Annotated in this window: 25 protein-coding genes and 1 tRNA gene; 9 read left to right on the forward strand and 17 right to left on the reverse strand. The window is 54.7% G+C overall.

Features of this window, described 5'->3' with window-relative positions:
- Positions 1 to 639 precede the first annotated feature (639 nt).
- The 6 genes from HX884_RS16235 to aspA all read right to left on the reverse strand — a co-directional run bounded on the left by HX884_RS16235 (position 640) and on the right by aspA (position 6426).
- A tRNA-Phe gene (locus HX884_RS16235) sits at positions 640 to 715 on the reverse strand.
- Between the two features lie 119 nt (positions 716 to 834).
- A complete protein-coding gene (locus HX884_RS16240) occupies positions 835 to 1410 on the reverse strand; it encodes a transcriptional regulator (protein WP_013095254.1) in 576 nt (191 codons plus the stop codon).
- A 48-nt stretch (positions 1411 to 1458) separates the two neighbouring features.
- Positions 1459 to 3159, reverse strand: coding sequence for a protein-disulfide reductase DsbD (locus HX884_RS16245; protein ID WP_047352264.1), 1701 nt, complete (start codon positions 3157 to 3159; stop codon positions 1459 to 1461).
- The gene (cutA, locus tag HX884_RS16250) at positions 3135 to 3458 is read right to left on the reverse strand and encodes a divalent cation tolerance protein CutA (protein WP_013095256.1); all 324 of its coding nucleotides are present in this window, start codon (positions 3456 to 3458) and stop codon (positions 3135 to 3137) included. The genes HX884_RS16245 and cutA overlap by 25 nt, the downstream gene beginning before the upstream one ends.
- A gap of 113 nt (positions 3459 to 3571) precedes the next feature.
- Positions 3572 to 4873, reverse strand: coding sequence for an anaerobic C4-dicarboxylate transporter (locus tag HX884_RS16255; RefSeq protein ID WP_013095257.1), 1302 nt, complete (start codon positions 4871 to 4873; stop codon positions 3572 to 3574).
- A gap of 116 nt (positions 4874 to 4989) precedes the next feature.
- The gene (gene aspA / locus HX884_RS16260; RefSeq protein WP_003855923.1) at positions 4990 to 6426 is read right to left on the reverse strand and encodes an aspartate ammonia-lyase; all 1437 of its coding nucleotides are present in this window, start codon (positions 6424 to 6426) and stop codon (positions 4990 to 4992) included.
- A gap of 335 nt (positions 6427 to 6761) precedes the next feature.
- Between aspA and HX884_RS16265 the strand changes: the two genes are divergently transcribed.
- Positions 6762 to 7226 (forward strand): FxsA family protein, encoded by a 465-nt coding sequence (locus HX884_RS16265; protein WP_013095258.1) that lies wholly within the window; start codon positions 6762 to 6764, stop codon positions 7224 to 7226.
- 37 nt (positions 7227 to 7263) lie between these two features.
- Here the strand turns inward: HX884_RS16265 and yjeH are convergent, their stop codons facing one another.
- Positions 7264 to 8484 (reverse strand): L-methionine/branched-chain amino acid transporter, encoded by a 1221-nt coding sequence (gene yjeH / locus HX884_RS16270; RefSeq protein ID WP_178328480.1) that lies wholly within the window; start codon positions 8482 to 8484, stop codon positions 7264 to 7266.
- Positions 8485 to 8662: 178 nt separating this feature from the next.
- Between yjeH and HX884_RS16275 the strand changes: the two genes are divergently transcribed.
- Complete coding sequence (locus tag HX884_RS16275) at positions 8663 to 8956, forward strand: co-chaperone GroES (protein WP_003855929.1); 294 nt, start codon at positions 8663 to 8665, stop codon at positions 8954 to 8956.
- A gap of 39 nt (positions 8957 to 8995) precedes the next feature.
- The gene (gene groL / locus HX884_RS16280) at positions 8996 to 10642 is read left to right on the forward strand and encodes a chaperonin GroEL (protein ID WP_013095260.1); all 1647 of its coding nucleotides are present in this window, start codon (positions 8996 to 8998) and stop codon (positions 10640 to 10642) included.
- An 85-nt stretch (positions 10643 to 10727) separates the two neighbouring features.
- On the opposite strand, the gene HX884_RS16285 is transcribed toward groL, so the two are convergent.
- Positions 10728 to 11189, reverse strand: a complete 462-nt coding sequence (locus HX884_RS16285) for a YjiG family protein (protein WP_023622425.1) — start codon at positions 11187 to 11189, stop codon at positions 10728 to 10730.
- The gene (locus HX884_RS16290) at positions 11170 to 11847 is read right to left on the reverse strand and encodes a nucleoside recognition domain-containing protein (protein ID WP_013095262.1); all 678 of its coding nucleotides are present in this window, start codon (positions 11845 to 11847) and stop codon (positions 11170 to 11172) included. Before HX884_RS16290 ends, HX884_RS16285 begins: the two co-directional genes overlap by 20 nt.
- A 254-nt stretch (positions 11848 to 12101) precedes the next feature.
- Between HX884_RS16290 and HX884_RS16295 the strand changes: the two genes are divergently transcribed.
- Positions 12102 to 12455 carry a DUF4156 domain-containing protein gene (locus HX884_RS16295; RefSeq protein ID WP_013095263.1) on the forward strand — a complete coding sequence of 118 codons (354 nt, stop codon included), beginning with the start codon at positions 12102 to 12104 and terminating at the stop codon, positions 12453 to 12455.
- A 47-nt stretch (positions 12456 to 12502) separates the two neighbouring features.
- On the opposite strand, the gene epmB is transcribed toward HX884_RS16295, so the two are convergent.
- On the reverse strand, positions 12503 to 13531 hold the full coding sequence (epmB, locus tag HX884_RS16300; protein ID WP_048971804.1) for an EF-P beta-lysylation protein EpmB: 1029 nt from the start codon (positions 13529 to 13531) through the stop codon (positions 12503 to 12505).
- A 40-nt stretch (positions 13532 to 13571) separates the two neighbouring features.
- Here epmB and efp point away from each other — a divergent pair, with 40 nt between their 5' ends.
- From efp to ecnB, 3 genes are all read left to right on the forward strand, one after another.
- The gene (gene efp, locus HX884_RS16305; protein WP_014830362.1) at positions 13572 to 14138 is read left to right on the forward strand and encodes an elongation factor P; all 567 of its coding nucleotides are present in this window, start codon (positions 13572 to 13574) and stop codon (positions 14136 to 14138) included.
- 47 nt (positions 14139 to 14185) lie between these two features.
- Positions 14186 to 14317: an entericidin A/B family lipoprotein gene (locus HX884_RS16310; protein WP_013095266.1), complete on the forward strand. Its 132-nt coding sequence runs from the start codon at positions 14186 to 14188 to the stop codon at positions 14315 to 14317.
- A gap of 108 nt (positions 14318 to 14425) precedes the next feature.
- Entirely contained in the window at positions 14426 to 14572 is a 147-nt protein-coding gene (ecnB, locus tag HX884_RS16315; protein WP_003025482.1) for a lipoprotein toxin entericidin B, read from the forward strand.
- Positions 14573 to 14609: 37 nt separating this feature from the next.
- Here the strand turns inward: ecnB and HX884_RS16320 are convergent, their stop codons facing one another.
- A complete protein-coding gene (locus tag HX884_RS16320) occupies positions 14610 to 15209 on the reverse strand; it encodes a LuxR family transcriptional regulator (RefSeq protein ID WP_020688984.1) in 600 nt (199 codons plus the stop codon).
- A 262-nt stretch (positions 15210 to 15471) separates the two neighbouring features.
- Between HX884_RS16320 and sugE the strand changes: the two genes are divergently transcribed.
- Positions 15472 to 15789: a quaternary ammonium compound efflux SMR transporter SugE gene (gene sugE, locus HX884_RS16325; RefSeq protein ID WP_013095268.1), complete on the forward strand. Its 318-nt coding sequence runs from the start codon at positions 15472 to 15474 to the stop codon at positions 15787 to 15789.
- Here the strand turns inward: sugE and HX884_RS16330 are convergent.
- Positions 15786 to 16316, reverse strand: a complete 531-nt coding sequence (locus HX884_RS16330) for a lipocalin family protein (RefSeq protein WP_013095269.1) — start codon at positions 16314 to 16316, stop codon at positions 15786 to 15788. The genes sugE and HX884_RS16330 overlap by 4 nt on opposite strands.
- 108 nt (positions 16317 to 16424) lie before the next feature.
- Complete coding sequence (locus HX884_RS16335) at positions 16425 to 17570, reverse strand: class C beta-lactamase CMH-16 (protein WP_045902232.1); 1146 nt, start codon at positions 17568 to 17570, stop codon at positions 16425 to 16427.
- Between the two features lie 132 nt (positions 17571 to 17702).
- On the opposite strand from HX884_RS16335, the gene ampR reads away from it, so the two are divergent.
- Positions 17703 to 18578 carry a LysR family transcriptional regulator AmpR gene (gene ampR, locus HX884_RS16340; protein WP_040020534.1) on the forward strand — a complete coding sequence of 292 codons (876 nt, stop codon included), beginning with the start codon at positions 17703 to 17705 and terminating at the stop codon, positions 18576 to 18578.
- Positions 18579 to 18607: 29 nt separating this feature from the next.
- Here ampR and frdD read toward each other — a convergent pair whose 3' ends face one another.
- The 4 genes from frdD to frdA are packed head-to-tail and all read right to left on the reverse strand — an operon-like array spanning position 18608 to position 21901.
- Positions 18608 to 18967, reverse strand: a complete 360-nt coding sequence (gene frdD, locus HX884_RS16345; RefSeq protein ID WP_013095272.1) for a fumarate reductase subunit FrdD — start codon at positions 18965 to 18967, stop codon at positions 18608 to 18610.
- A 10-nt stretch (positions 18968 to 18977) separates the two neighbouring features.
- Positions 18978 to 19373 carry a fumarate reductase subunit FrdC gene (gene frdC, locus HX884_RS16350; protein WP_013095273.1) on the reverse strand — a complete coding sequence of 132 codons (396 nt, stop codon included), beginning with the start codon at positions 19371 to 19373 and terminating at the stop codon, positions 18978 to 18980.
- A gap of 10 nt (positions 19374 to 19383) precedes the next feature.
- Positions 19384 to 20118, reverse strand: a complete 735-nt coding sequence (frdB, locus tag HX884_RS16355) for a fumarate reductase iron-sulfur protein (protein ID WP_013095274.1) — start codon at positions 20116 to 20118, stop codon at positions 19384 to 19386.
- Positions 20111 to 21901 (reverse strand): fumarate reductase (quinol) flavoprotein subunit, encoded by a 1791-nt coding sequence (gene frdA / locus HX884_RS16360; protein ID WP_013095275.1) that lies wholly within the window; start codon positions 21899 to 21901, stop codon positions 20111 to 20113. Before frdA ends, frdB begins: the two co-directional genes overlap by 8 nt.
- Positions 21902 to 22013: the final 112 nt, after the last annotated feature.

Here is a 22013-nt window from a genome sequence, read left to right on the forward strand (position 1 = left end):
GCTCCGGATGAATATGATGATCTCATATCAGGAACTTGTTCGCACCTTCCCTAATAGTTAGAGGTTTTGACCTGCCCTCCGTTGATTAAGGGCAGCGTTGAATTTGCTTGTTGAACTCACAGTTCAGGTCCGACACGTAGGTTTAGTAGCCCAATATGTTTAATTACTACGGATAAACCATTATATGATGGCGTGGAGGACGGGGGATTCTAGTAACGGTAAGAAGTGAAAGGGCAAGAAGAGCTTGTTGCAGGTGGACGGACTGGTGAAGATCCCCATGTGGAGAGGGTTGCCGCCAGGTATCCCCGCTTGCTATTGGGGATTTTCCCATCTTATTCCCCGCGACAAAATCACGTTAAGACCAGCGGATTAAGGCGAAATGATAATTCCCCCGTTTCCCCCGTGTTTTCTACTTCACTATGAATGATTTGAGAGAAAGGAACCGTAGAGGACCGTAGAAAGACCGTAGCTGTGTGGTTAGAAAAAGGTATATCAGAGGATGTTGAGGTGTCTAAAAGTAACGAACATCTGCAAAAATGGTGAAAAATCCAGCAAGAAAATAACGTGTTGCAACGACCAGAAATCTACCGTAGCTAAGAAAGGAAAAAGCCCCGCTTTTCAGCGAGGCCTTATGAATATTGGTGCCCGGACTCGGAATCGAACCAAGGACACGGGGATTTTCAATCCCCTGCTCTACCGACTGAGCTATCCGGGCAATGGAGCGCATTAAACCGCAATCCCGCCCGATCGTCAACACTATTTCTGGAAAAGCTGTTCAACTGCTTAAGTTTGCGGCAATGCGCTGACTTCTGAAGCAAACAGGTCAAATTACGCTTACGTCAACGCGCCGCCCATGCGGCACTGGGCAAAGCGCAGGATGTCCTCTGCCAGGCGGTGAGCGGTATCCACATCGGCCTGGCTACGGTTTACCAGCATACGGCTCAGGCAGCCTTCCAGCACCAGTTCCATCTGCTTTGCCACCATTGCCGGATCATCCACTTCAAGCGTTGTCAGCAGTTCGTGGGTGAAGTCGTGCGCCGCCCGTTTTTGCTGATCCGCCAGCTGATGGATCGGATGGCCTGGATCGGGGTAGTAGGTGCAGGCGGCGATAAACAGACAACCCGGATAGCGGTTATTACTTACACATTCCGTCAGCGCGGTATAGCGCGCCAGCAGCTTCTGTTCGGCGGTCAGTTCTTCATTCAACATCAGCTGCCTGCGCCAGATATCAACCTGCTGGCTGAGGTAGCGCAGGGCATCATAAAGCAGCGCCTCTTTATCGGGCCAGAAGCGCGTAAGCTCATCCAGAGGGTAATCGATACGGTCGGCTACCATCTCAAGCGTGGTGCTGGCGATCCCTTGAATCTCAAGTAATTGCAGGGCTTGTCCCAGTACGTCTTCGCGTTGCACGGTTCTCTCCTCCGTTATTCCCAACGGTTGTCCCGTTTAAAGTGTTGTTTACGGTTGGCGATCGCGCAAATGCGCGCTGAAAGCCGCCGCGTCCATAAACCCGGTTACACGCTGCCCTGGCTGTTCTTCACCCTGTTGATTGAAGAACAGAATGGTCGGCAGCCCGAGCACGTTAAGTTGCTTCAGCAGGGCTTTATCCTGCGCATTGTTGGCGGTCACGTTTGCCTGAAGCAGAACGGTCCCGTTTAGCGCACCTTGCACCTGCGGGTCGCTAAAGGTGTACTTTTCAAACTCTTTGCAGGCAACGCACCAGTCTGCGTAGAGATCGAGCATCACCGGTTTGCCGCGCGCCTGGGCCAGAGCCTGGTTAAGATCATCCACGTTCTTAATCTGGATGAAATTCAGATGCGCCTGGTTCTGAGCCACTGGCGTGCCAAATGCCCAATCCTGAAGTGGACGCACGCTCACCAGCGCAGCGGCGAGCAGGACGATTTGTACCAGACGCATCCACGCGCTTTTTGCCCCCAGACTGACGATAAACGCCCAGGAGAAGAACGCTACGCCGAGCATCGCCCACAGGCGCATCCCCCAGACGTCACCGACAATACGCTCCAGCAGGAAGACCGGCAGCGCCAGAATGACAAAGCCAAACGCGGTTTTCACCGTCTCCATCCACGGCCCGCTCTTCGGCAGCAGGCGGTTGCCAAATACCGTGACCAGGATCAGCGGTAGACCCATCCCAAGCGCGTAAAGGTACAACGTACCGCCGCCAAGCCACATATTACCGCTCTGGGCGATATAGAGCAGAATCGCGCTAAGCGGAGCAGTGGTGCAGGGCGAACAAATCAGCCCGGCGATAGCTCCCATCGCAAACACGCCACCCGCTGACCCCCCCTGTTGGCGGTTGCTGAGCAGCGTTAAGCGGGTTTGCAGGGAAGATGGCAGTTGGAGGGTGAACAGGCCAAACATCGACAATGCCAGCAGGATAAACACCACCGACAGGCCGATAAGGACATAAGGGTGCTGAAGAGCCGCCTGGAACTGTAAGCCGGCCGCCGCAACCACGAGGCCGAGTGCCGTATAGGTTAACGCCATTCCCTGCACGTAAATAAAGGCAAGCAGTAGCGCGCGGGCGGTGCTAAGACGCTGTTTTCCGCCCAGCACTATCCCGGAGATCAACGGGTACATCGGCAGTACGCATGGCGTGAAGGCGATGCCGATACCTATCAGCAAGGCCCAGAGCGCGGAGAAAGGGAGGTCTGACGCAGGCTCACCTTCACGCTTGACCTCTGCAGGAAGAGGAGCAACGTTGGCGGCAGACGCTTTAACTTCACTAAGCGGAACGACCTTGGTTTCTGGGGGATAGCAGAAGCCTGCATCGGCACAGCCCTGGTAAGTGACGGTGAGCGTAGCGCCTTTGTCTGCCTGTTGCACCGTTACGGGCACGCTTAAGTGCTGGCGATAAATCTCGCTTTTGCCGTAAAACTCATCCTCGTGCCATTCTCCCGCAGGCAGTTGCAGCGCGCCCACGCTTGCCTGAGCGGGTGTGATACTGACCTGCTTACGATACAGGTAATAGCCCTCTTTCACCTGCCAGGTGAGGTTGAGGTCATGCTGGTTTTGCTGGAAATCGAAAACAAATGCCTGATCGGCAGGAATAAAGTTCGAACGGCCGGGCGCGTCAAACAACCCGGCAAAGACTGACGTGCTGCACAGCAGCAGGATCAGCGTAAGGAAACGTTGAGCCATGAGAGATAATCGTTATCACCGTGGAGCACTGGCAATACCAGCAGTTCCGGAGTTTGGTAAGGATGATGAGATTTGAGGCAGTCAAGAAGCGCCTGCTGGTTTGCCGGGTTGGTTTTGAGCAACATCTGGACTTCATACTCCTGCTCCAGTTTGCCTTCCCAGTAATAAAGGGAGGTCGCTCCGGGGAGGAGGGTTACACAGGCAGCCAGTTTTTCGGCCAATACTTTGGCGGCGAGATCCTGGGCGGAAGCTTCATCAGGGGCGGTACACAATACGACAACAGCATCAGGCGTGTTCACAAGTCGACCTCCTCATCACGAAAGTGGTCACTATATCACGCAAGGCGATTGGTCATTAATGAAACGGGCCGCAGAGCGGCCCGATTTGAACTATTTTTACAACCCGAAACGGTTTACAGCACGACGCCGCCGATGATAAAGCCGAGGATCACGCACAGCGTAATCGCGACCACACCCGGGATCAGGAACGCATGGTTAAACACATACTTACCGATGCGGGTTGAACCAGTGTCATCCATTTCAACCGCCGCCAGCAGGGTTGGATAAGTGGGCAGAACGAACAGGGCAGAAACGGCAGCAAACGAGGCAATGGCCGTCAGTGGCGTTACGCCCAGCATCAGAGCCGCAGGCATCAGCGCCTTGGTCGTGGCAGCCTGAGAATAAAGCAGGGTCGCGGCAAAGAACAGCACCACCGCCAGCAGCCATGGGTAGTTGTGCAGCAGGTCACCCGCAACGGTCTGGATATCGCTGATGTGCGCTTTTACGAAGGTATCACCGAGCCATGCCACACCCAGCACGCACACGCAGGCGCTCATACCGGATTTAAAGGTGCTGGCATTCAGCACTTCGCTGGTATCGATTTTACAGGTGATGCTGATCAGGGTTGCGATGGTCAGCATGAATACCACAATCGCTTCGTTACGCGGCAGAACCGGGTTCTGGATGAGGCCTACTGTGTCACTGATGGCCGTCGCGTAGAACATCACCGCCACGATACCGATCAGGAACAGCACCACGGAGCGTTTCGCATGCGGCTTCAGTTTGAAGACCTGGCTACCGCGCAAGCTCACTTCGCCCTTGGCCAGACGTTCCTGATAAACCGGATCGTCTTTCAGTTCAGCGCCGAGGAAGTTACACAGCACGGCGGTGATCATGACTGCAATCAACGTTACCGGAATACAGATCGCCAGCAGCGTCAGATAGCTCACACCCATGGGTTCCAGGATACCGGCGAAGAACACCACTGCTGCGGAGATAGGCGAGGCGGTAATCGCAATCTGGGAGGCCACCACCGCAATAGAGAGCGGGCGAGATGGACGGATACCCTGTTCTTTCGCCACTTCGGTAATCACCGGCAGCGTGGAAAAGGCAGTGTGACCGGTACCGGCGAGAATGGTCATGAACCAGGTCACCAGCGGGGCAAGGAAGGTAATGTATTTAGGATGACGGCGCAGCATACGCTCCGCCAGACTCACCAGGTAGTCCATACCGCCAGCCACCTGCATGGCGGCGATAGCGGCAATAACTGCCATGATGATTTCGATAACGTCAAACGGGATTGCGCCGGGTTTAATCTGAAAGATAAGGGTAAGAACGAGCACCCCGAGACCGCCGGCAAAACCGATGCCGATACCCCCGAGTCTTGCTCCCAAATAAATCGCCAACAGGACGATGACGAGTTCTGCTCCAAACATAAGGACCTGCCTTGCTTATTAACAAGTTGATATTGAATTGTTGTATTTTGGTAACGCCTAAAAAGAAAAAAGGCACGTCACAAGTGACGTGCCTTTCGGAAGCTTAGCCTGAACGGTTACTGTTCGCTTTCATCGGTGTATCGTTTCGCTTTATATGCCGGGTGCATCAGGTTCTGGGCGGAGAAGATATCGTCCAGCTCGGCTTCGGTCAACAGTCCGCGCTCCAGGACGACTTCACGCACGCTCTTACCGGTTTCGGCGCAAATCTTACCGACGATGTCGCCGTTATGGTGGCCGATGAACGGGTTAAGGTAGGTGACGATCCCGATGGAGTTGTACACGTAACCTTCGCAGACTTCTTTATTCGCGGTAATGCCGTTGATGCATTTTTCCAGCAGGTTATAGCAGGCGTTAGTCAGGATGTGGATAGATTCGAACATCGCCTGGCCAATCACGGGCTCCATGACGTTCAGCTGCAGCTGACCGGCTTCAGAGGCCATGGTTACGGTCGTATCGTTACCAATAACCTTGAAGCAAACCTGGTTCACCACTTCTGGCACTACCGGGTTCACTTTCGCTGGCATGATGGACGAACCGGCCTGCAGTTCTGGCAGGTTGATTTCGTTCAGGCCAGCGCGTGGGCCGGAAGAGAGCAGGCGCAGGTCGTTACAGATTTTGGACAGTTTCACCGCCAGACGTTTCAGGGCGCTGTGTACCATGACGTAGGCGCCGCAGTCGGAGGTGGCTTCAATCAGGTCTTCCGCAGGCACCACCGGCAGGTTAGAGACTTCGGCCAGTTTCTGAACCGCCAGCTGCTGATAACCGTCCGGGGTGTTCAGACGTGTACCGATGGCGGTGGCGCCCAGGTTCACTTCCAGCAGCAGCTCGGAGGTGCGCAGCAGGTTTTTGGTTTCTTCATTCAGCAGCACGTTAAACGCGTGGAATTCCTGACCGAGGGTCATTGGTACCGCGTCCTGCAGCTGGGTACGACCCATTTTCAGAATGTCCTGGAACTCAACCGCTTTGCGCTGGAAACCGTCGCCCAGCTGGTTGATGGCGTCGACCAGTTTCACAACGGAGGCATAAACCGCGATGCGGAAGCCGGTTGGGTAGGCGTCGTTAGTGGACTGACATTTGTTGACGTGATCGTTCGGGTTCAGGTACTGGTATTCACCTTTCTGGTGGCCCATCAGCTCCAGGCCGATATTTGCCAGTACTTCGTTGGTGTTCATGTTGACGGAGGTGCCCGCGCCGCCCTGATAGACGTCAACCGGGAACTGGTCCATGCATTTGCCGTTGTTCAGCACTTCATCGCAGGCCGCGATAATCGCATTTGCCGCGCTTTTAGGAATGGTTTGCAGCTCTTTGTTTGCCAGCGCTGCCGCTTTCTTCACCATCACCATGCCACGTACAAACTCAGGAATGTCGCTGATTTTGCTGTTGCTGATGTAGAAGTTTTCAATCGCTCTCAGAGTGTGGACACCGTAGTAGGCATCCGCTGGAACTTCCCTGGTACCCAACAAGTCTTCTTCGATACGAATGTTGTTTAACATGTGAACCTTCTTTTCAAGCTGCCGATGGATTGTACTAAACACACAGTATTTATGTGGTTTTGAATATTTTCTGACCGACGATTATTCCCTCAATCGGCCAATTGCTCGAGATCATATGCTGATGATAGCGAATTGCCGTAAGCTGGATCACTTATTATGGACCCGATTCCATGATAATTATTAATCTGTGAAATGGGTCACCGCTTTAATATTTCCAAAAAAAATATCCGTGCAAACCGATTGAATTTTAGCTAACCGTCCTCATCTCTTACAGACGCGTGTCGCGAACACATTCAGACAGGGGCCAAAAGGCACCTGCTACACAGGAGATGCCAGTGCGCTGGATACCGTTTATTGCTTTCTTTCTCTATGTTTACATTGAGATTTCGATTTTTATCCAGGTCGCCCATGTGCTGGGCGTCCTGCTGACGCTGATTCTGGTGATTTTCACCTCCGTCATCGGCATGTCGCTGGTGCGTAATCAGGGTTTCAAAAATTTCCTGTTAATGCAGCAGAAGATGGCCGCAGGCGAGAGCCCGGCGGCCGAGATGATCAAAAGCGTATCGCTGATTATTGCCGGTCTGCTGCTGATCCTGCCGGGCTTCTTCACCGACTTCCTCGGACTGCTGCTGCTGTTGCCGCCGGTGCAAAAACACCTGACCATGAAGCTGCTGCCGCATCTGCGCTTTAGCCGGATGCCGGGCGGCGGGTTCAGCACCGGCCCGGGTGATACGTTTGAAGGGGAATACCAGCGTAAGGATGACCAACACGACCGTTTGGATCATAAAGACGATCGGTAATGTCTTTGCCCGGTGACGCTTCGCTTACCGGGCGCGACTAAAGCGCCACCCACAGCCCTGCCAGCATGACGACGGCGTACATACTCTTCCATCCCACCATCATCAGCAACAGCAGGCAAAGCACTCCCCCGACAACGGCCAGTGCTTTATAGCGACCCTTCAACAGACGACAACCCGCCAGCATGCACAGCAGATAGATCATAATAAATATGCCGTTGGCATAGATGATTAGCGCATCCAGATTGATCTTAAGCCCGTAAATGCACAACGTGCTCACGACGCAACTTCCCAGCACGAGATTCAGCGCATTCACCGGCAGCTGACGCTTAGACAACTGCGCAAGACGGCTCTGCGGTTTATTGCGCGCCTGAGACCACACCAGCCGCGCAAAGCTCTGGATATAAATATTGAGGCTGGCAAAACAGGCCAGATAGCCAATCACACAGGCCACCCACAGCGCTTTTACGCCAAACAGCTGCACCACGATACCCGGCAGCGAAGCGGCGGCTGCTTTATCTGCGCCAAAGGCGTCGAAGTGCAACACCAGCACAGTACAGGCCCAGTAAACCGTGCCTGCGACCAACAGGCCAATCATCAGGGCTCGCGGAAAATCGCGCTCGGGATGCTTAAACTCCGACGCCAGATGGGCGAACGCTTCCAGACCGACAAAACACCAGAACATGACTGACAGCGCAGCGAAGAGCTGCGCATGATTGATATCGGTGATGGCCGGGAAGGGGATCTCCTCGACGCGAATATCTCCCGCCCACCAGATAGCGGCGATGAGCGCGACAATCAGCACCGCGACGATCGTCTGCAGGTTAGCGCTGGAACTGGCCCCGCGTGAGCCCACCCACCAGACGATAGCCAGCGTACCCAGTTCAGCCAGCAGCAGTGCTTCGTCATGCCAGCCGAAGAGCGCTTGCCCAAAGCCGGTTGCGATATGCAACGCCGCAGGCAGACCAACCGGAATGACGGAAAGGAACAGCCAGCCGGTGACGCGCTCCAGTCGTGGGCCAAACGCCATGCCGACAAAGTGCGCCACGCCGCCCGCGCTGGGAAAATGCCTTCCCAGAATGGCGAACACGATCGCAACCGGGAACACCAGCACAATCAGCACCGGCCACGCCCACAGGCTGTTATTTCCGGCAACCAGCGCCGCCAGTGCGGGCACCGCAAACACCCCTGTTCCTAACAAGGAGGTTGAGAGCAGGCCTACCCCCTGCGCCAGCCCCAACTCCTGCTTGAGTCCACTCATTCACATCGTCCCGCCACCATTCAAAGAGAGCCGATGGTAACACTTTCGCAAATTTTTTTTCGACTACCCCTTGAAGGGGTAAAAAGCTATCCCCATCTCTCAGGGCACTAGCCGGAAAACCGCGTGCGGCCCGGCGTCATCCATAACTGATAATGACTTTCTCAAAGGAGAGCTATCAATGAGTATTCGTCCGTTACATGATCGTGTGATCGTCAAACGTAAAGAAGTTGAAACCAAGTCTGCTGGCGGCATCGTTCTGACGGGTTCTGCAGCAGCAAAATCAACGCGTGGCGAAATCATCGCTGTCGGTAAGGGCCGCATCCTGGAAAACGGAACTGTGCAGCCGCTGGACGTTAAAGTTGGTGACATCGTCATTTTCAACGATGGCTACGGCGTGAAATCCGAGAAGATCGACAATGAAGAAGTGTTGATCATGTCCGAGAGCGACATTCTGGCAATTGTTGAAGCGTAATTAACGCACGAAACTGTACGAATTTGAGGAAATAAGAACATGGCAGCTAAAGACGTAAAATTCGGTAACGACGCTCGTGTAAAAATGCTCCGCGGCGTAAACGTACTGGCAGACGCAGTGAAAGTCACCCTGGGCCCGAAAGGCCGTAACGTAGTGCTGGATAAATCCTTCGGCGCGCCAACCATCACCAAAGATGGTGTTTCCGTTGCACGTGAAATCGAGCTGGAAGACAAGTTCGAAAATATGGGCGCGCAGATGGTGAAAGAAGTGGCCTCTAAAGCGAACGACGCTGCAGGCGACGGTACCACCACCGCGACCGTACTGGCGCAGGCAATCATCACTGAAGGTCTGAAAGCCGTTGCTGCGGGCATGAACCCAATGGATCTGAAACGTGGTATCGACAAAGCTGTCGCGTCCGCTGTTGAAGAACTGAAAGCGCTGTCCGTACCATGCTCTGACTCTAAAGCGATTGCTCAGGTAGGTACCATCTCCGCTAACTCCGACGAAACCGTAGGTAAACTGATCGCTGAAGCGATGGACAAAGTCGGTAAAGAAGGCGTGATCACCGTTGAAGACGGTACCGGTCTGGAAGACGAACTGGACGTGGTTGAAGGTATGCAGTTCGACCGCGGTTACCTGTCCCCATACTTCATCAACAAGCCAGAAACTGGCGCTGTTGAACTGGAAAGCCCGTTCATCCTGCTGGCTGATAAGAAAGTCTCCAACATCCGCGAAATGCTGCCAGTGCTGGAAGCCGTTGCGAAAGCAGGCAAGCCGCTGGTTATCATCGCTGAAGACGTTGAAGGCGAAGCGCTGGCGACCCTGGTGGTTAACACCATGCGTGGCATCGTGAAAGTGGCTGCGGTTAAAGCACCTGGCTTCGGCGACCGTCGTAAAGCTATGCTGCAGGACATCGCTACCCTGACCGGTGGTACCGTAATCTCTGAAGAGATCGGTATGGAGCTGGAAAAAGCGACCCTGGAAGACCTGGGCCAGGCGAAACGTGTTGTGATCAACAAAGACACCACCACCATCATCGATGGCGTGGGTGAAGAGTCCGCTATTCAGGGCCGTGTTGCTCAGATCCGTAAGCAAATTGAAGAAGCAACGTCTGATTACGACCGTGAAAAACTGCAGGAACGCGTAGCGAAACTGGCAGGCGGCGTTGCGGTAATCAAAGTCGGTGCGGCTACCGAAGTTGAAATGAAAGAGAAAAAAGCACGTGTTGACGATGCCCTGCACGCGACCCGTGCTGCGGTAGAAGAAGGCGTGGTTGCTGGTGGTGGTGTTGCGCTGGTGCGTGTTGCCGCCAAACTGGCTGGCCTGTCCGGTCAGAACGAAGACCAGAACGTGGGTATCAAAGTTGCGCTGCGCGCGATGGAAGCGCCTCTGCGTCAGATCGTTTCCAACGCCGGTGAAGAGCCATCTGTTGTTACCAACAACGTGAAAGCGGGCGAAGGTAACTACGGTTACAACGCGGCAACAGAAGAATACGGCAACATGATCGACTTCGGTATCCTGGATCCAACTAAAGTGACCCGTTCTGCTCTGCAGTATGCGGCATCTGTAGCTGGCCTGATGATCACTACCGAGTGCATGGTGACCGACCTGCCTAAAGGCGACGCACCTGACTTAGGTGCTGCTGGTGGTATGGGCGGCATGGGTGGTATGGGCGGCATGATGTAATTGCCCCTGCGCCCGGCAGCCATCAGGCGTTGGGCGCTACCTCTTAATAAAAAACCCCGGGCATCGCTGTCCGGGGTTTTTTGTTTTAGAACAGCAGTTGCATGACCCACATAGAGAGCAGAGCGTTAATTACGCAGACGCCAATAATATGCGGATAGTATTTAGGGTTTACCCCTGCCGTACCGAGACAGCGGCCGGTGTTTTGCACCGGATTACCCATCAGATAGATAGCCGGAAGCAGTACGGTGGCGTCATGCCCGCTGAGCGACCCTGCCACCACCAGGCTTGCGCAGACGCCCACGCCGCCGCCCATGCTCATCACCGACGCCAGCAACACGGTGGCGGCTTCTCCGGGCAGCCCCCACAGCGCCATAATCGGCTCGCAAACGCGGCCAACGATATCCAGCAATCCTGTTACCTTCAGCGCCTGGATGATCACAAAGGCCATTACGACGTTTGGCAGCAGGCTGGTGGTGGCGATGGTAAAGCCACGGCGAGCGCCGTCGATAAAGAGATCCATCAGGTTTTTACGCACTTCGGCGGTCATCTTCTCTCTCCTTGATCTGACGGGTTTCCATGTGCGCAATCCATGCTCTGAGAAAATTGGCACCTATAAATTTAAAGACCAGAATCACTGCCAGCGGGGTGATAACCGGCACGGTGATGCTGGTGAACAGCGCCGCGCCGGACGAGAAGTAATTGGTGATAATTGCGCTACCGCTGGTCTGAAAGGTGGCGAAAATCGCTCGTTCCCTGTCGCTGATAACGCCTTCATCGGCGAGCTCTTTGGTCATACCTGCAGCCGCATCGGTGTTTTGCAAATTGGCGATAAGCGCCAGAGAACAAATGCCTGGAATGCCCAGCAACGGTTTCAAAACGGGCGTCATCAATTGCTGTGCCGCCCGCAGCCCGCCCAGCCCTTCGGTCACTGAAATGATGCCCAGCGACAAAATGACAGACGGTGCCAGTTCCAGCGCAAACAGAAAGCCATCTTTTGCGCCGGTACCGCCTGTGCCGCGAAAAGAGACGCTTGCGGCGCCTTCGCCATTAACCTGGCCAAACGTGCCGTTCAGTACGGTGAAATCAAAGACTCGCCACCATTCGGTGGCTTTGGCGAAAAAGCCAGAAAAGAAAATGATGGTTAGAAAGAAAGCGAGATACCCTACCCACGTCACTTTCCCCTGATTCGGGGATACTTCACTCATGTTGCCTCCTGTTTTTATGTTTCCCTGTCACCACACGCGCAAAAAATAAGCCGGTGGCCTGTCACTAAAAACGAAAAAGCATAAAAAAACGATATCCGCGGGGTGATTATCAGAATTCATTTAGGGGAGGCGAAGGCACCATTCGTGCTTGATATCTCGCAGAAACGCACGGAGGTTTTTCTTTTGGTCATCTTTTTAGTATAAGGTTTACACACGGACAACTACTGTCCAGCTTATTGAAAACGAGGAATAACATGCGCGTAAAAGTCTGTGCAGGGATTGTAGGAGCAGCATTGCTGCTGGCGGGTTGTAGCTCCAGCAATGAGCTGACTGCAGCGGGTCAGGGCGTTCGCTTTGTGGAAGATAAGCCGGGTAACGAGTGCCAGTTTTTAGGCACGGCAACCGGTGAGCAAAGCAACTGGATGTCGGGTCAGCACGGCGAAGAGGGCGGCTCTATGCGTGGCGCGGCCAATGCCTTGCGTAACCAGGCCGCGGCGATGGGTGGCAACGTGATTTACGGGGTAAGCAGCCCGACGCAGGGAATGTTATCCAGCTTCGTGCCAACCGCCAGCCAGATGAATGGCCAGGTCTATAAGTGCCCGAACTGATTGCCTTTTTCCCTCTCCCGCCGGGAGAGGGTTAGGCTGAGGGGAAACTAGCTCTGTCTTAGCTGCAAATCCAGCGGCGTCTTGCTCGGTTCACCGCCAATCTCACGCGCCAGCTTCGGCACCATATAGCCTGACACCAGCGTTAACAGTTCACGCACGATCTGCCGGGCTTCTTCATCCGTCACCATGAAATGGGCCGCACCCTGAACGCGATCCAGCACGTGCAGGTAATAGGGCATCACTCCCGCATCAAACAGCGCATTGCTGAGGTCCGCCAGCACGCGGGCATTATCATTTACGCCGCGCAGCAGCACGCTCTGGTTCAGAAGCGTCACGCCTGCCTTGCGTAAACGCACCATTGCCGCACGAAATGCATCATCAATTTCATTGGCGTGATTGATATGGTTCACCAGCAGCACCTGCAGGCGGGACTGCTCAAGGCGTGAGACCAGTCCGTCGGTGATACGTGCCGGAATAACAATCGGCAGACGGCTGTGTATGCGCAGGCGCTTAATATGCGGAATGGCTTCAAGCTGGGTCAGCAGCCAGTCCAGCTCATGATCTTTCGCCATCAGCGGATCGCCACCGGAAAAAATGATCTCATCCAGCTCAGAATGGGCGGCGATATAGTCCAGCGCGACCTGCCAGTTGCGTTTATTGCCCTGATTTTCGGCATACGGGAAGTGTCGACGGAAGCAATAACGGCAATTTACCGCACAGCCACCTTTCACCAGCAGCAGCGCACGGTTCAGATACTTGTGCAGCAAACCGGGTACCACGCTGTTCTGCTCTTCCAGCGGATCGGTGCTATAGCCCGGTGCCGTAATGAACTCTTCCTGTGCGGTAAGCGTCTGTTTTAATAATGGATCCTCAGGATTGCCTTTCTCCATACGGGCAACAAACGCGCGGGGAACGCGCAGGGCGAAAAGCCGCTTCGCCTCCCGGCCGGCCAGCAAATCGGTATGCTGTTCGAGCTCAAGAAGACGCAGTAATTCATCAGGACTGGTGATTACATCGGCAAGTTGCGATAACCAATCTTCTCTGGACGGGGTGTTTAGGGTTACAATATGCGCCATTTTGTGGCTTAGCTACCAGTTAACAAATTTAGAGGGCCTTATGGCAACGTACTATAGCAACGATTTTCGTGCTGGTCTTAAAATCATGTTGGACGGCGAACCGTATGCGGTTGAAGCCAGCGAATTCGTTAAACCAGGTAAAGGCCAGGCATTTGCACGCGTTAAGCTGCGCCGCCTGCTGACCGGTACCCGTGTCGAAAAAACCTTCAAGTCTACTGACTCCGCTGAAGGCGCTGATGTTGTCGATATGAACCTGACTTACCTGTACAACGACGGTGAGTTCTGGCACTTCATGAACAACGAAACGTTCGAACAGCTGTCTGCTGACGCTAAAGCCATTGGCGATAGCGACAAATGGCTGCTGGATCAGGCAGAGTGCATCGTGACCCTGTGGAACGGCCAGCCTATCGCGGTTACCCCACCGAACTTCGTTGAACTGGAAATCGTTGAAACTGACCCAGGTCTGAAAGGTGACACCGCCGGTACAGGTGGTAAGCCAGCGAAACTGTCTACCGGTGCCGTGGTTAAAGTGCCACTGTTCGTACAGACTGGCGAAGTGATCAAAGTGGATACCCGCTCCGGCGAATACGTATCTCGCGTGAAGTAAGTGTTAAGGCGCAGCGTTGCTGCGCCTGATTTTTGCAGGCAGGGATGATGAAACGCACCGTTAAAATTCTGCTTCTGTTAGCGCTGTCCAGCGCGTTGCTTTCCGGCTGTAATACCACACGTGGAATGGGGGAGGATATCCAGGATCTCGGCCATATCATTTCTCACGCCGCCAGCTAATCCCGTCTAATTTTCCTAAAAATGCTTCCTTTTCCGTCAACTGGCGGGATCTTGTCTATTCTTAAGTTGCTATACACAAAACAACTCTGGCTATAAAAGGAAGATATTATGGTTAAGAAGACAATTGCAGCGATCTTTTCAGTTCTGGTACTTTCTTCAGTATTAACGGCCTGTAATACCACGCGCGGCGTTGGTCAGGACATTTCTGAAGGCGGTAGTGCAATCTCCGGCGCGGCAACAAAAGCTCAGCAGTAATTTAAAAACGGTACGGGCCCGGACGGGTTTCGTACCGTCAGTTTTCTGATTCCTGCAGAGATAAAAACGGGGAAAAGCGCGTATCCATATGCAATTTCATGCGGATATTTCGCTTATAGGTATAGACCGTTTTTCCATTGATACTCAGGTGAGTGGCAATCTTCTGATTGCTTGCGCCATCCATCCACAGCGTCAACACCTTCTCCTCCTGGCGAGTGAGCAGAGGGGCCGCGACCGCAGGGATCTCAACGCTTGCGCGAGTCGTCAGGGCGTCGTTGATGACCGTCGCCAGCGTCTCCAGTCCGACATTTTTGGTAAGCGAAGCCCATATCGGAAATTGGGACAGAAAGCCTGCCATCTCTTTATCTTCCCCCGACTGCAGCAAAATGAAAGGCACTTTTTCACTGGCGTTCAGCAGGGAAGAAAGCTGCTGGAAATGGTGAATGTCCTGCATAAAGCCGTGCAGATCGGCGATAACCACCGATGGATCCCACTGCAGAATATGCTCTCTGGCGAGGATGAGATTATTCAGCCCGGTCACGACGAAGTGCCCGGGAAACAAACCGGAATGATTGAGCCATGCTTCAAACCCCGCGCGGGTGAAGTGACATCGGTCAATCAAAAGAATTTTGAACATAATAGATTCGCAGTCGGCTAGTGGTTTGGCTTCCTGCCATCAGAAAGCACATCATGATAGAGAAGTCGGATGAGTGATAAATGCCTGAACTACGCGCCATACTGAGGCTATTTCTTGCCTTAACAGGTTCAGCACAAAGGGATTGAAAAAAAATCGTTCGTTAACCAAAATAAGTGACCTAATCTATGCCTTACGGGACGACCCGTAAGCGTTTCGTTCACCGGGGACGGCCCCAACTTGCAGTTAAGTTAAGGAGCCTGAAATGTCCTGGATTATTCTTGTTATCGCCGGTCTGCTCGAAGTGGTTTGGGCAATTGGTCTGAAGTACACCCACGGATTTACCCGCCTGACACCCAGCGTGATTACCGTTACCGCCATGATTGTGAGTATTGTGCTGCTCTCCTGGGCGATGCGCTCTTTGCCGGTGGGGACGGCCTATGCTGTCTGGACGGGCATTGGTGCAGTGGGCGCGGCGATTACCGGGATTTTGCTGCTGGGAGAGTCGGCGAGTCTGGCGCGTATCGCCAGCCTCGCGTTGATTGTGTGCGGTATCATTGGGCTGAAACTCAGCGCCCACTAATGCGGTTGTTCTACCCAGATGAGTTTTGACACATCAAACCCTTGCCGGGTCGCAACGTCCAGCATCTGCTGTTTCATCTCTGACGAAATGGTCGGCGTGCGGGAGAGTATCCATAAATAGTCGCGATCCGGCCCGCAGACCAGCGCATGGCGGTACTCTCTGTCGAGGGCGATGACATTGTACCCGCCATAGAACGGGCCAAAGAACGAGACTTTTAGCGCGGCCCGGCGCGGGTCGCCGGTAAAGTACGCTTTTCCCGTCGACTGTTGCCACATCTGCCGATCCGGATTGTATCCACGGTTGATTACCTGAATACCCCCGTCGTCCATCGAACTGTAATGTGCTGTGACTTTCTCTAACCCCCGCTCAAACCGATGGTCGAGCCGGGCGATTTCATACCAGGTTCCGAGGAAACGTTGAGCGTCGAAATTACTTACAACAGTGACGCCGGAGGGAGGGGTAGGGGAACTGCAGGCAACCACTAAAAACGCGGCTGTCACCGCGGCGATAACAGGCAGAATGCGCATAGGAGTTTCCTTACTGTTTTTTGTTAAGTGTAGATGACAGCAGGGAAATTGCGGAAGATTGTGCGGAGTGTTTCGCCGGGTAAGGCGAAGCCGCCACCCGGCAATGGTTTACTGTAGCGTCTCGAGAATACGGTAAGCCGTTTCCACCCGTACCGGGTTCGGATAGCTTTTATTTGCGAGCATCACAATACCGATCTGCTTTTCAGGAATAAACGCCACGTAGCTGCCAAACCCACCCGTAGAGCCCGTTTTATGCACCCAGGAGGCTTTTACTGGCGGAGCCGGAGGATTCACTTCTGCGACCGGCAACGGCGCCAGTGCGACCTTATTGTCGCTGCCATCCACCACGGTTTTGGCGTCGACCGGCCAGTTGAGCATCTCCCAGCCTAACCCTTGATACATGGCACCCACGCGCCAGTAGCGAGACTGCGCCAGCGCAATACCCTGCTGCAGAGTGGACGGCGGGAGTGTCTCAGGTGCCATATTGGCCATCACCCAGCTCGCCATATCTTTGACGTTAGATTTCACGCCATAGGCTTCTGCATCCAGCATACCAGGCGAAACGTGGACCGCTTTTCCCTCACGATAACCCCATGCGTAGTGCGGCTCTTCAGCGTGTGGAACGTTTATCCACGTATGGTTGAGTTTCAGGGGCTTAAAGACCCGCTCCGCCATGGCCTGCTCGAAGCGCATGCCGGACGGTTTAACGGCCAGTGAGCCAAACAAACCGATGCTGGTGTTGGCGTACAGACGCGTGGTACCCGGGGCCCACTTTGGCTGCCAGGACTGGTAGAAACGCAGCAGAGAGGCGTTATCGGTGACATCATCCGGTACCTGCAACGGCAATCCGCCTGCGGTATAGGTTGCCAGGTCGAGCAGGCGAATGCCTTGCCACTGCTTGCCCGTCAATTCAGGCCAGTATTTCGTGACCGGGTCGGCCAGCGAAATCTCTTTGCGGGCAATGGCATCGCCACCCAGCACGCCAGTGAAGGTTTTACTGACGGAGCCCAGTTCAAATAAGGTTTGCGGCGTGACGGGCTTATTCGCCGCGACGTCTGCTTTACCGAAAGTGAAATAGTGTGGCTGGCCCTGATAAATGACGGCCACGGCCATTCCGGGTATGGCCTGCGCCTTCATCAGGGGCGTAACGGTACGTTCCACGACGTCAGCCAGCTGTTTTTCTGACATCGGCGCGGCAAAAGCAGAGCAAGCAACGCTGAGCAGCAGGGCGCAGCTTAGGGATTTTTTCATCATCAGTTATCTTCCGTAATAGCGAATCAAGGGGATGTCCGGGCCCGTCAGACGTTCGTAGTCTGGGTGATTTGACTGAGGCTGACAAACGGTTAAATTTAGCATTAGCTGTTAATTTTTCTAACGGAAGGGACCATGACACGCAGCTATCTCCCTCTTAATTCGCTTCGGGCGTTCGAAGCCGCCGCCAGGCACCTCAGTTTTACTCATGCCGCGATTGAGCTGAATGTGACCCATTCCGCGATTAGCCAGCACGTGAAGGCGCTGGAGCAACACCTTAACTGCCAGCTGTTTGTCCGCGTTTCGCGCGGGTTGATGTTAACCACCGAAGGCGAGAATCTGCTGCCGGTGCTGAATGACTCCTTCGATCGTATCGCAGGCATGCTGGATCGCTTTGCTAACCATCGGGCGCAGGAGAAGCTGAAAATTGGCGTGGTGGGGACCTTTGCCACTGGGGTGTTATTCTCACAGCTGGATGATTTCCGTCGCAGTTATCCGCATATCGATCTTCAGCTTTCGACGCACAACAATCGCGTCGATCCGGCAGCGGAAGGGCTTGATTACACCATTCGCTACGGTGGGGGAGCGTGGCACGGCACGGAGGCGACGTTCCTCTGTTCAGCGCTGCTGGCACCACTTTGCACGCCTGACATTGCAGCCGCGCTGCACACCCCTGCCGATATCCTGAAGTTTACCCTGCTGCGCTCTTACCGGCGCGACGAGTGGACAGCCTGGATGCAGGCCGCCGGAGAAAACCCGCCTTCACCCACGCATCGGGTGATGGTGTTTGATTCGTCGGTCACTATGCTGGAGGCCGCCCAGGCAGGCAATGGCATTGCTATCGCCCCTGTCGATATGTTTACCCATCTGCTGAACAGCGAGCGCATTGTGCAGCCGTTTACGACGCAGATTGATCTTGGCAGTTACTGGCTAACGCGGCTGCAGTCACGCGCCCAAACCCCGGCAATGCGTGAATTTGCTCAGTGGCTGGTGGGGAAGATGCAGAAATAACAGGCCCGCCGGAGGGCGGGCCTGGTGTGTCAGATAGTGACTACGGCAATCAGTGTGACCACGGTCAGGATAGTTGCCAGACCGTAGAACACCCATTTACCGCTCGGTACGTGGATCTTCAGATCATGCATCGCATGATGGATACGGTGCAGGCCGCACCACAGCGGCAGGACAATCATCAGGAAGATAAATACCCGGCCAATAAAGCTACCTGCAAATGCCAGGACGCGCTCATAGCTCAGCGCATCACCGGGGAACAGCCCCAGCGGCAGCATAATGCCGACCAGCAGGATAATGACAGGTGCAATGATGGCACTCCACATGCCGCCTGCGCCAAAGAGGCCCCAGAAGACCGGCTCGTCTGAACGTTTTGGATTTGGATTGATCACAATAGTCTCCTTACCAGAACAGTGCGACAAACAGAATGACCACAGAGACCACTGCCGTCACTGCCCAAAGCCCTTTAATGACCGGCTCTGGCCCCATTTTTTCGCCTTTTACGATAATATTCGCCGCTTTTGGCGCCAGTTCAAACCAGGTTTTGGTATGAAGCAGGGCGGCTGCGAGCACAATCAGGTTCAGGATCACGATGATCGGGTTTTGCAGGAACCCGACAAAACTGGCCCAGGTTTCAGGACCATGTTTGAGGGCAAAGACGCCATACATCAGTTCAAGGCTGAACCAGACCGCAGGCACCGCAGTGCCTTCACGCAGCATATAGAAGCGATAAAACGGCAGTTTCTTCCACCAGGTGGACGGCATCGGCCGCACGTAGGCTTTGCGTTTAGTCGTCATCATGCACTCCTTAGCGTGGTTTCAGGGTGGCGATAAGAAAGTCTTTCGAGCTTTCCACTTTACCCTGCTGAATAGCGGCGGCCGGGTCGACGTGCTTCGGACAGACTTCGGAGCAGTAGCCCACAAAAGTACAGCTCCAGACGCCGTTCTGGCTGTTAAGCTGCGGCATACGTTCTTTTTTACCGTGGTCGCGGCTATCCTCGTTGTAGCGGTGCGCCAGCGTGATCGCCGCCGGGCCGATGAACTCAGGGTTCAGGCCAAACTGTGGACACGCGGCGTAGCAAAGACCGCAGTTGATGCACCCGGAGAACTGATGGTATTTCGCCATCTGGGCGGGCGTCTGGGTATTCGGTCCCTGATCCGGCGTGCGCGGGTTGCCAATGATGTACGGCTTAATGGCTTCCAGGCTTTCGATAAAGTGGGTCATATCGACCACCAGATCGCGCTCAATCGGGAAGTTGCCCAGCGCTTCAACCTTGATGCCTTTGGTGTAATCACGCAGGAAGGTTTTACAGGCCAGTTTCGGTACTTTGTTCACCATCATGCCGCAGGAGCCGCAGATGGCCATGCGGCAGGACCAGCGATAGCTCAGGTCCGGTGCCAGGTTATCCTTGATATAGCCGAGCGCATCCAGCAGAGAGGTTTGCTCGTCATAGGGCACTTCATAGAAAGCGCTGTGTGGCGCGGTGTCCACTTCCGGGTTGTAGCGCACCACTTCAACTTTCAGTGTTTGCATCTCAGCCATTCGCCTTCTCCTTCTTCTCGGCGGCTTCTGCTTCTGCGCCGTAAACGCGTTTAGCCGGTGGCAGCGTTGTGATCTTCACGTCGCTGTAGTCCAGACGAGTGGTGCCATCCGCGTCGCGCCAGGCGAGGGTGTGTTTCAGGAAATTGACGTCGTCACGCTCGGTGCAGCCCTCATCAAGACGCTGATGCGCCCCGCGTGACTCTTTGCGCGCCAGCGCAGAGTGCGCCATACATTCCGCGACGTTCAGGCCGTGACCGAGCTCGATGGTATAAAGCAGGTCGGTGTTGAACACGCTGGAGGTGTCGGTGATGCGCACGCGTTTGAAACGCTCCTGCAGTTCCGCCAGCTTATCGACAGTTTTCTGCATCAGCTCTGGTGTACGGTAGATACCGCAGCCCTCTTCCATCGACATGCCCATTTCGTCGCGGATTTTCGACCAGTTTTCGTTGCCTTCCTGGTTGACCAGATCCTTCAGCCGTTTCTCGACATCAGCGACCTGCGCGTCCAGTGCTGCGCCGTTGGCTTCGCCCGCCGTTGCGGCACGCTCCATCGCGCGTTCGCCCGCCATGCGGCCAAAGACAACCAGCTCCGCCAGCGAGTTTGACCCGAGACGGTTGGCACCGTGCAGGCCGACAGAGGAGCATTCGCCGACGGCGAACAACCCTTTGATGCGCGTTTCACACTGCTGGTCGGTTTCGATCCCACCCATGGTGTAGTGCGCTGTTGGGCGTACCGGAATCGGCTCTTTCACCGGGTCGACACCCACGTAGGCTTTTGCCAGCTCGCAGATGAACGGCAGACGTTCCAGCAGTTTCTTCTCGCCGAGGTGACGCAGATCGAGGTAGACCACATCGCCACGCGGCGTGGAGATCGTGTTGCCTTTGCGCCACTCATGCCAGAAGGCCTGAGACACTTTGTCGCGCGGGCCGAGTTCCATGTATTTGTTTTTCGGCTCACCGAGCGGCGTTTCCGGGCCCATGCCGTAATCCTGCAGATAACGGTAGCCATTCTTGTTGACCAGAATACCGCCTTCGCCGCGGCAGCCTTCCGTCATCAGAATGCCGGAACCCGGCAGGCCGGTAGGGTGATACTGGACAAATTCCATATCGCGCAGCGGTACGCCGTGGCTGAGCGCCATGCCCATACCGTCACCGGTGACGATGCCGCCGTTGGTGTTGTAGCGGTAAACCCGGCCCGCGCCGCCCGTTGCCATCACTACCGCGTTAGCTCGGATCTGCACGAGCGTGCCTTCCATCATGTTCATCGCCACCAGACCGCGCGCGTGACCGTCATCGACCAGAATATCGAGGACAAAATGTTCGTCAAAACGCTGGATTTGTGGGAACTGAAGGGAGGTCTGGAACAGGGTGTGCAGCATATGGAAGCCGGTCTTATCAGCGGCAAACCAGGTGCGTTCAATTTTCATTCCGCCGAAGCGACGAACGTTGACGCTGCCGTCCGGACGGCGGCTCCACGGGCAGCCCCACTGTTCAAGCTGGGTCATCTCCGTTGGACAGTGATGTACAAAGTAGTCAACGACATCCTGTTCGCAAAGCCAGTCGCCCCCTGCAACCGTGTCGTGGAAATGGTATTCGAAGCTGTCATGATCCTGCGCAACGGCGGCGGATCCTCCTTCTGCGGCAACCGTGTGGCTGCGCATCGGATAGACTTTTGAAATCAGTGCGATTTTAGCGTTGGGATTAGCCTGTGCTGCAGCAATCGCAGCACGTAATCCCGCTCCGCCAGCGCCTATTACGGCAAGATCGGCTTGAAAAGTTTGCACGACATTCCTCCAGATTTTTGTTATTTCGCAACGCGATAAACTAAAGGTAGCCCACCTGTCCGCAAGGACGATTGCGAAAGCGTTTCCACTGCTCCTTTATGGGTAAAGAAGT

Origin of the sequence: Enterobacter sp. SECR19-1250 (genome assembly GCF_013391025.1) — a bacterium.
Classification (GTDB): Bacteria; Pseudomonadota; Gammaproteobacteria; order Enterobacterales; family Enterobacteriaceae; genus Enterobacter; species Enterobacter cloacae.